Genomic DNA, 8,648 nt, shown 5'->3' on the forward strand with positions numbered 1-8,648 from the left:
GTCCTGATTTAAATTTAATCCACTATATTTCCAGCTGTGCCGGCTAATGATGGCTGGGGAGAAGTGTTTATTTGAATCGCCCCTATCAATTCAGACGGCCTTCCGCATAGGGGAGGCCGTCTGAAAACAGGGGAAACGAAATCACGAAATCCGTTCGATTTTCGCACCGACGCGGCCGAGTTTGGTTTCGATGTGTTCGTAACCTCTGTCGAGATGGTAGATGCGTTCGACAACGGTTTCACCGCCTGCCACCAATCCTGCAATGACGAGGCTGGCGGAGGCGCGCAGATCGGTTGCCATCACGGTTGCGCCGGAGAGTTTTTCCACACCGTTTACAAAAGCGGTATTGCCTTCGGTAGAAATATCCGCACCCATGCGGTTGAGCTCGGGAACGTGCATGAAGCGGTTTTCAAAAATGGTTTCGATCACTTTGGAAGAACCTTCCGCCACAGCGTTCATGGCCATAAATTGAGCCTGCATGTCGGTGGGGAAGCCGGGATGTTCAGTGGTGCGGATGTTTACCGCTTTTGGCCGCCGTTTCATATCAATGGAAATCCAGTCGTCGCCCGCTTCGATAAGTGCACCGGCTTCCACCAGTTTGTCTAAGACGGCTTCCATGGTTTTGGGTGCGGCATTGCGCAGGACGACTTTGCCGCCGGTCATGGCGACGGCGCATAAAAACGTACCCGCTTCGATTCGGTCGGGAACGACGCTGTGTTCGCAGCCGTGCAGTTCTTTCACGCCTTCGATTGTCATGGTCAGCGTGCCGATGCCGCTGATTTTCGCCCCCATTTTGACCAGGCATTCCGCCAAATCGACAACTTCGGGTTCGATGGCGCAGTTTTCCAAAACGGTGGTACCTTCGGCCAATGTGGCGGCCATCAACAGGTTTTCCGTGCCGCCCACGGTAATCATGTCCATAACCACGCGCGCGCCTTTCAGACGGCCTGAAGCTTTAACGTAGCCGTGTTCGATGACGATTTCCGCCCCCATGGCTTCGAGCCCTTTCAGGTGCTGATCGACGGGGCGCGAGCCGATGGCGCAACCGCCGGGCAGGCTGACTTCCGCCTTGCCGAAGCGGGCGAGTGTAGGGCCGAGGATGAGGATAGAGGCGCGCATGGTTTTTACCAGCTCGTAAGGCGCGCAGGTGTTGTTGACTGTGCCGCCGTTGATTTCAAATTCGGAAACATTGTCGGTTAAAACACGTGCGCCCATGCCTTGCAGCAGTTTCTGCGTGGTTTTGACATCGCGCAGCATGGGGACGTTTTTCAGCCGCAGCGTGCCTGCGGTCAGCAGTCCGGCACACATCAGCGGCAGGGCGGCGTTTTTCGCGCCGGAGATGGTAATTTCGCCGTTTAAAGGGCCGTTGGCGGAAATTTTAAGTTTGTCCATGGATTGCTTTCGGTAGGGACGGGAAAGGTGTGCGGTCAGCCGCGTGCAGCCCATTCCGCAGGCGTGGCGGCAACGGAAACCGATAGGGCGTGCAGTTCGTTGGAAGCGAGTTTTTCGGCCAAACCGTCTTTAATCAGGCGGTGGCGCGCCAATCGGGCTTTGCCTTCGAAGGCGGATGAGACGATGACGGCAAAAAAGTGGTGGCCGTCGCCTTCCACTTCGATGTGTTCGCAGGGGACGATGGCGGCAATCAGTTCTTTGACCTGTTCGGGCAGCAGCATGGCGGTTCCTTTTGTTGTATCGGTTTGTTTGGTTGCAAAAGGCGGGATTATACCGTTTCGCTTTCAGGCCGTCTGAAAAATATCGGATGGCAAACAAAGAGGCCGTCTGAAAACCCGGAAACAGGTTTTCAGGCGGCCTCTTTGTTGGAATGTTTCGGCTTATTGGTATTGGCCGGCAGCCGCGCCCGCGCCGATAACGAATACGAACAGCAGGATATAAAGCGCGACAAAAATGGCGATAACAATCAGCCAAGCCTTGCAGTAGTTGGCTTTGTTCGGATTGGTATTGCTGCCGAAGCCCCACACGCACGCCATAATCAGGTTAACCAAAGGAATGGCCAAAACGATGGAAGTCACAATCCAGTCGCCAATGGTCATGACGGGAGCCTGCTGTTGGCTGAATTGTTGCGGTTGGTGATATTGCGGCTGCTGGTTCAGCAGCGGGTTGGACGGTTGGTTCATTCAAACTCCTGAAACAAGGTTGTGCTGTTTGCAAAAAATTACGCGGATTATACCTATTTTCACTGACAGTTGTCATTCCTATTTATAACTTTTCGCATTTGTCAGACGGACTGCCAGCTTTTGGCCGCCCTGATGTCTGCGGCAATCTGCCGCCGGAGTTGTTCCATATCGCCGAATTTTTCTTCATCGCGCAATTTGTGCAGGAAACGGACAAACAGCCGTTGGCCGTAGAGGTTGCCCGAAAAGTCGAACAGGTGGACTTCCAGCTTTTGCCTGCCCGAATCGCTGACGGTGGGATTGAGGCCGAAACTGGCCACGCCGCGCCGTTTGCCGAACGCGCCGGATGCTTCGACGACAAAAACGCCGTTTAAAGCATAGCGGTGCGGCGGCAGGTGGATGTTGGCGGTCGGGCTGCCGATTGTCCGTCCCAGCTTGCGCCCGTGGGCAACCCGCCCGCTCAGGACGCAGCCGTGTCCCAAAATCTGTTCCGCTTCTTTCAGACGGCCTTCGCGCAAGGCTTGCCGCACGGCGGTACTGCTGGCGCGGATGCCGGCCACGAGTATGCTCGGCGTGCGTTCGGTAACGAAGCCGCCGTGGTTTTGCAGTAGGTCGAAACTGCCCGCACGGTCGCGGCCGAAACGGAAATCGTCGCCGACCAGCAGATAGCGGGTGTTTAATTCCCGTTGCAGGATGTGTTCGATAAAGTCTTCGGCGGGCATTTGTGAAAATGCGCGGTTGAAACGCAATACGCGGACGTTGTCCACGCAGCCACTTTCGTTCAGCAGGCGCAGCTTGTCGCGCAGCGGTGTCAGGCGGGGCGGCGGTTCGCAACCCCGCAGTCGGGCAAAGAATTCGGCCGGTTGCGGCTCGAAAACGACGGCCGTGCTTTGCAGGCCGCGTGCGGCGGCCTCGCTTTTGAGACGTTGCAGGATGTGGCGGTGGCCGAGGTGCACGCCGTCGAAGTTGCCGATGGTAACGGCTGCGGGCGGGGCGTTTTGCACAGGCGTGCCGCCAAGGAGGATTTTCATAGGGTTGCCGCTAGGAAAAAAGCGGCTATTGTAAACGGATTTGGCGGGTGCTTACAGTATGGCGGGGAGTGCGGCGGCAATTAAATGTTTCAGGCGGTGTTTTTTCTTGTAAAATGCGCGGTTTCCCATGCAAAAGGCGCAACGCCGTTTTTGCTTTCCGTTACAACTGTCGGGCAGTTTGTTATATGAGTTTCCGTTTCGATATTATTTATGAATACCGCGAGATGTTCCTGATAGGGGCATTGACTACTTTGGGACTGACCTTCGTCGCCACGCTGGGCGGTACGCTGCTGGGGTTGGTCGGCGCACTGGCGAGGATTGTACGTTTCGAGAAGGGCGGGCCGCTATTGAAGGCCTTGGCCTGGCTGCTGCGGAACGTTTCACTGCTGTATGTAACGCTGTTCCGCGGTACGCCTTTGTTTGTGCAGATTTTCATTTGGTATTACGTTTGGAGCGTGGCCCTGATTCATCCCGAACACGGCTGGTTGGTGAATGGGGAGCAGGCAATCGCCATGCGGCGCGACTACGGCGCGATTACGGCGGGTGTTTTGGCATTGACTGCCAATGCGACAGCGTATATCACCGAGATTTTCCGTGCGGGCATCCTGTCTATCGACAAAGGCCAGATGGAGGCGGCGCGTTCGCTCGGTCTGACTTACCCGCAGGCGATGCGTTTCGTGATTCTGCCGCAGGCTTTCCGCCGTATGCTGCCGCCGTTGGCAAACGAGTTCATTACGCTGTTGAAAGACAGTTCGCTGCTTTCTTCCATTGCCGTGGCTGAATTGACTTATGTACAACGCACAATTTCCGGACGTTTTTCAATTTACGAAGAACCGCTGTATGCCATCGCGCTGATTTATCTGCTGATGACCATTTGCCTGAGCTGGTTCTTCTCCTCGTTGGAGAAACGCTACAATCCTCAGCGTCGTTGATTGTTCTAACGAATCAAATGGCAAAAGAAGGCCGTCTGAAAAACCGTTTCCCGGTTTTCAGACGGCCTTTTGATATTTTGTTACGGCTTATTCCGTTACGGTTTTTGCAATCAGTTTTTCCGCATTGGCCAAGCTGTTTTCCACATCGGAGAAATTGATTTTGCTGCCCTGAATCAGGGCACGGGTGTCATTGAAGACGACTTTGACTTGTCCGTCCTGTTCCGTAACCAGCACTTTTAGCGGCAGTTGCAGCGCAAACTCGGGGTCTTTGACCATCAGCGGCGTTCCGGCTTGGGGTGTGCCGAAGACGATGACGGTGGCCGGCTGCATGGTCAAGCCGGATTCTTGGGCGGCGGCCTGGTGGTTGACGATGCCGAAAATACTCATGCCTTTGGCGAGGAAACTTGCCTGCAGGCGGGCAACGGTATCATCGAAGCTGTAGCGGCTGGTGATGCTGTGGACGGAAGGCATGGCTTGCTCCTTTTGGGCGGAAAGTTGGGACGGCGCGGCGCAGGCAGCCGTGCCGAGAAGGATGGCTAAGGCGATGGCGCGCAGTGAGGTGGCTTTGAGGGTCATTTTGAATGTTCCGTGTCGGGTAGGATGGATTTGAGGCCGTCTGAAACACGGTTTTATTCCGTTAAAGCTGCGTTTTGGTTTTGCAGAAACTCGCCTTCCTTCGGAAAACTCGTTTTAGCTTCGCAGAAACGCAACTTCCTGACGGAAGTTGCGTTTTCAGACGGCCTCGGATGATGTGGCGGATGAAATTCGAATCAGAGCCGGCGGAGAGGCCGCAGACGGGCGGGCGCATATGGCGCAGGAGGGCGGGGGAGTGCCGCCCTGCCGACTCGCACCTCATCCGTGATACAGGGAGGAAGGGCGGTTATTTCATGCCTTTGGCCAGCAAATCTTGATAGCCGCCGTGGTTGCTGACGTTGGTGTAGCCCATTTTTTCCAACTGCTGTTTGGCCAGTCCGGCACGGCGGCCGGATTTGCAGTAGAGGTGGATGGGGGCGTTTTTGTCGGCAGCCGTTGCGGAAATTTTATTGGCGATTTGGTCGAGCGGGATATTGACTGCGTCGGCAAGGTGGCCTTCTTGATATTCTTCCGGCGTGCGCACGTCTATCCAGATGCCTTTTGCTTTGGCAGGTTGGACGGACGGGGCCGGGTGTGCGGCGGCGTACGCGCCGGCGGCGTAAACGGCGGGGGAGAGCATGACTGCGGCAAGCAGCGCGGTCAGGATTTGTTTTTTCATGACATTTCTTTCTGTTTGACGGTTAGGCGTTCGGGTTTCGTAAAACTTTGCTTTGGTTTTGCAGAAACTCGGCCTTGTGGCGAAACTCCGTTTTAGCTGCGCAGAAACTCGGCTTCCTTCGGAAACTTCGTTGTTTTAGCTGCGCAGAAACCCAACTTCCGTTAGGAAATTGAGTTTTCAGACGGCCTTTGTTAGCGTTGGCTTTCCGCGGCTTCGAAGGCGCGCAGGGCGTAAGTATAAGCCGCTCCGGCGTTGAGCGATATAGCTGTGGCCAATGCGCCGGCGATTTCGCCTTCTGTCGCGCCTGCTTTAACGGCGGCGGCGGTGTGGACGCTGATGCAGCTTTCGCAACGGGTGGTTACGGCAACGGCGATGGCGATGAGTTCGCGGGTTTTGGCATCCAGTGCCTCTGCTGCTGCGGCTTGCTCGAGTGCGCCGTAGGCTTGCAGCATTTTCGGGTGTTTTTTACCCATTTCGCCGAAGGATTTTTTGACCAATGCGGTGTGTTCGTTCCAGTCTTTAAACATGATTTGCTCCTGATGGCGGATTGGCTGCGAATCGGGACGGCGTTTCTCCGCCTTATTCCGATTTGAACCGTATCCGTATGGTTAAGTGTGTCCGGGTTCGGATTTCTGCGCCCATTGTTGCGCGTTTTATATTAAAATAATCTGCAAATCGTATCATTTGGTGGCGTAAAAATGGATATTCTCGACAAGCTGGTGTCGCTGGCGCAAATCAGCGGCAGTGTGGATGTGCAATGCCTGTTTCAGGGCGGATGGTATGTGCGGCATGAGGCGCGGCGCGGTCAGGCTTTGGTGCACATCGTAACGGACGGCGAGGGTTGGCTTCAGGTGGACGGCATGGACAAACCGCGCCTGCTGGGCAGCGGCGACGTGGTGTTTTTTCCGCACAAAATCGGCCATGTTTTGAGTAGTGATGCGGCTTGCGCCAATACGGGCGCGGGGGTGGAGATAGCGTCCAACGGTGTGTTTACGCAAAAACGCAGCGGGTCGGGCAAGGCGGATTTGAGCTTGTTTTGCGCCCGTTTCGATTACGACCGTCAGGCCGATTTGATGGACAGCCTGCCGGAAACGGTGTTTCTGAATATGCGCCATACCGCGTTGCAAAGCGTGGTGGCGGTTTTGCAGCAGGAGGCTGAGCGGCCGCAGCACGGCTCCAAGTCGGTGGTGGACGCGCTGTCGACGGTGCTGCTGGTGTTATTGGTACGGACGTTTTTATCGGAAAACCGCATACCCGCGCTGCCGGACGGCATATTGAAGGGCTGGCACGACCGCCGTTTGCGCGGTGTGATTCAGGCGGTGTTGGCGCAGCCGGAGCGGGCGTGGAATATCGAAGAAATGGCGGCGGCGGCCACGGTGTCGCGCGCGCAGCTGATGCGGCTGTTTAAAGCGCAAACGGGCATGAGCCCGTATGCCTTTGTGAACCGAATCCGTCTGCAGCAGGCTGCGGCAATGTTGAAACAGGGGTCGGATTCGGTGCTGGCCATAGCGTTGGCGGTAGGCTTCGGTTCGGAAACCCATTTCGGCAAGGCGTTTAAAAAGGCTTACGGCATTTCGCCCGGGCAATACCGGAAACAGGCGGAGGACGATATGGAATTTGTCATTTGAGGCCGTCTGAAAGCAAAAGTTTCTGCGAAGCTGAAACGCGGTTTCAATTAAGTGAATACAAGGCCGCCGAAGAAGGGAGGGGGCTGCGGAACCAATGCACGGTTTCGGCAAAGCCCTATCCGCCCTAAGACAGGGCAAACAGCCGTGCGGCCTTCACCAGCTGCCACACCGCCCAAGCGCAGACGGCCAGGCCGGCAAACAGGCGGACGCGGCGGTTTTGCAGCAGGGATTTCAGTTGTCCGGCAAACCAGCCCATGGCCAGCAGGTTCGGCAGGGTGCCGAAGGCGAAGGCCAGCATCATCAGCCCGCCCTGCCATGCGCTGCCGCTGCCCAGTGCGTAGAGCGATGCGCTGTAAACCAGGCCGCAGGGCAGCCAGCCCCACAGCAGGCCGACGCCGAAGCAGGCCGGTACGCTTTTAATCGGCAGCAGGCGGTTGAGCAGCGGGTTGAGCTGCCGCCAGACGGGTTTGCCCGCGCCTTCGATGCGGCGTGCCAAGTCGGATAAGCCCGCCAGATAAAGGCCGAGCAGCAGCAGTAAGACGTGGGCGGCGGTGAAGAGGACGGTTTGCAGCGTGCGGGTTTGGTCGAGCGAAATACCGAATTGGCCGAGCGCGCCCGCCAAAAGGCCGATGACGGTGTAGCTGGATATCCGGCCGAGGTTGAGCAGCACAATTAGGCGGAAACGGCCGATGTGCGGCGGCAGTTGCAGGGCGAAGGCCGACGACAGGCCGCCACACATGCCGACGCAGTGGCCGCCGCCGAAAAAACCGAGCAGGAAGAGGGTGAGGAAGGAAACGGAATCGGTCATGGTGTTGGAAAAGGCCGTCTGAAAAATGGTTTGCGGGTGGTTTTGTTATAGGCGGAAGCCTCGCTTTAGTTCCGTTGAGGCCGTGCTTTCAGACGGCCTCATCGCCTTTCGGTACCAGCCAGCCGGCACCGCGCACGTTTTGAATGTGTTCTTTGCCCAGCTTTTTACGCAGCGCATGGATGAGGAAATCGACTGCGTTGCTTTCCACCTCTTCGCCCCAGCCGTAAATTTTGTCTTCCAAATCGGTGCGCGACAAAATCATGCCGGGACGCATCAGCAGTGCCTGTAAAACGGCAAATTCCTTGTTGCTCAACATGATGTCGCCTTCCTGTCCGACCACCTGTACCCTGTGGGTCGCGGGATTGAGGGTGAGCAGGCCGTTGCTTGGCAGGGCTTGGCTTTGCCCGTTGTGCCGCCGCAGAACCGCCCGCATCCTGGCCTGCAGTTCGGCCATGTCGAACGGTTTGACGATATAGTCGTCGGCACCGCCGTCCAACCCGCCGAGCCTGCTGTGCAGGTCGTCGCGGGCGGTAACGATCAATATCGGCACGGAGCAGCCCGCAGCCCGCAATTCGGCCAAAATCTGCAAGCCGTCACAGCCCGGCAAGCCGAGGTCGAGCAGGATGAGGTCGTAAGGTTGCGCCTGCACCGCCGCGGCCACCTGTCCGCCGTTTTTAATCCAATCGACGGCATAACCGCCGTCTTTCAGCCCGCAGGTGGCCGCTTCGGCAATCATGGCGTCGTCTTCAACCAGTAAAACCCGCATATCAAAGCTCCGTCGGTTGGAATGGAAACGGCGGCAGTATAGTGAAATTGCCGCGATAGATGAAGCAATTATAGTGGATTAAATTTAAACCAGTACGGC

Annotated in this window: 11 protein-coding genes; 2 read left to right on the plus strand and 9 right to left on the minus strand. The window is 56.7% G+C overall.

The window, feature by feature from the left end; translation table 11 throughout:
* Nucleotides 1–141 precede the first annotated feature (141 nt).
* The 4 genes from murA to ribF all read right to left on the minus strand — a co-directional run bounded on the left by murA (nucleotide 142) and on the right by ribF (nucleotide 3,163).
* A complete protein-coding gene (gene murA, locus HMPREF3107_RS04605) occupies nucleotides 142–1,392 on the minus strand; it encodes a UDP-N-acetylglucosamine 1-carboxyvinyltransferase (RefSeq protein WP_070453966.1) in 1,251 nt (416 codons plus the stop codon).
* A 35-nt stretch (nucleotides 1,393–1,427) separates the two neighbouring features.
* Nucleotides 1,428–1,673 carry a BolA family protein gene (locus HMPREF3107_RS04610; protein ID WP_003773891.1) on the minus strand — a complete coding sequence of 82 codons (246 nt, stop codon included), beginning with the start codon at nucleotides 1,671–1,673 and terminating at the stop codon, nucleotides 1,428–1,430.
* A gap of 159 nt (nucleotides 1,674–1,832) precedes the next feature.
* The gene (locus tag HMPREF3107_RS04615; RefSeq protein WP_070453968.1) at nucleotides 1,833–2,135 is read right to left on the minus strand and encodes a hypothetical protein; all 303 of its coding nucleotides are present in this window, start codon (nucleotides 2,133–2,135) and stop codon (nucleotides 1,833–1,835) included.
* A 101-nt stretch (nucleotides 2,136–2,236) separates the two neighbouring features.
* Nucleotides 2,237–3,163: a bifunctional riboflavin kinase/FAD synthetase gene (ribF, locus tag HMPREF3107_RS04620; protein ID WP_070453970.1), complete on the minus strand. Its 927-nt coding sequence runs from the start codon at nucleotides 3,161–3,163 to the stop codon at nucleotides 2,237–2,239.
* A gap of 185 nt (nucleotides 3,164–3,348) precedes the next feature.
* Between ribF and HMPREF3107_RS04625 the strand changes: the two genes are divergently transcribed.
* The gene (locus tag HMPREF3107_RS04625) at nucleotides 3,349–4,095 is read left to right on the plus strand and encodes an amino acid ABC transporter permease (RefSeq protein ID WP_070454091.1); all 747 of its coding nucleotides are present in this window, start codon (nucleotides 3,349–3,351) and stop codon (nucleotides 4,093–4,095) included.
* 87 nt (nucleotides 4,096–4,182) lie between these two features.
* Here HMPREF3107_RS04625 and HMPREF3107_RS04630 read toward each other — a convergent pair whose 3' ends face one another.
* The 3 genes from HMPREF3107_RS04630 to HMPREF3107_RS04640 all read right to left on the minus strand — a co-directional run bounded on the left by HMPREF3107_RS04630 (nucleotide 4,183) and on the right by HMPREF3107_RS04640 (nucleotide 5,874).
* The gene (locus HMPREF3107_RS04630; RefSeq protein WP_070453972.1) at nucleotides 4,183–4,671 is read right to left on the minus strand and encodes a DUF302 domain-containing protein; all 489 of its coding nucleotides are present in this window, start codon (nucleotides 4,669–4,671) and stop codon (nucleotides 4,183–4,185) included.
* Between the two features lie 304 nt (nucleotides 4,672–4,975).
* The gene (locus tag HMPREF3107_RS04635) at nucleotides 4,976–5,347 is read right to left on the minus strand and encodes a rhodanese-like domain-containing protein (RefSeq protein WP_070453974.1); all 372 of its coding nucleotides are present in this window, start codon (nucleotides 5,345–5,347) and stop codon (nucleotides 4,976–4,978) included.
* Nucleotides 5,348–5,538: 191 nt separating this feature from the next.
* Nucleotides 5,539–5,874 carry a carboxymuconolactone decarboxylase family protein gene (locus HMPREF3107_RS04640; protein WP_003773903.1) on the minus strand — a complete coding sequence of 112 codons (336 nt, stop codon included), beginning with the start codon at nucleotides 5,872–5,874 and terminating at the stop codon, nucleotides 5,539–5,541.
* 171 nt (nucleotides 5,875–6,045) lie between these two features.
* Here HMPREF3107_RS04640 and HMPREF3107_RS04645 point away from each other — a divergent pair, with 171 nt between their 5' ends.
* Entirely contained in the window at nucleotides 6,046–6,975 is a 930-nt protein-coding gene (locus HMPREF3107_RS04645; protein WP_070453976.1) for a cupin domain-containing protein, read from the plus strand.
* Nucleotides 6,976–7,099: 124 nt separating this feature from the next.
* Here the strand turns inward: HMPREF3107_RS04645 and HMPREF3107_RS04650 are convergent, their stop codons facing one another.
* Nucleotides 7,100–7,783, minus strand: a complete 684-nt coding sequence (locus tag HMPREF3107_RS04650; protein WP_070453979.1) for a sulfite exporter TauE/SafE family protein — start codon at nucleotides 7,781–7,783, stop codon at nucleotides 7,100–7,102.
* An 88-nt stretch (nucleotides 7,784–7,871) separates the two neighbouring features.
* Nucleotides 7,872–8,549 carry a response regulator gene (locus HMPREF3107_RS04655; protein ID WP_070453981.1) on the minus strand — a complete coding sequence of 226 codons (678 nt, stop codon included), beginning with the start codon at nucleotides 8,547–8,549 and terminating at the stop codon, nucleotides 7,872–7,874.
* Nucleotides 8,550–8,648 lie beyond the last annotated feature (99 nt).

The organism is Neisseria sp. HMSC31F04 (genome assembly GCF_001807735.1).
Lineage (GTDB): Bacteria > Pseudomonadota > Gammaproteobacteria > Burkholderiales > Neisseriaceae > Neisseria > Neisseria elongata.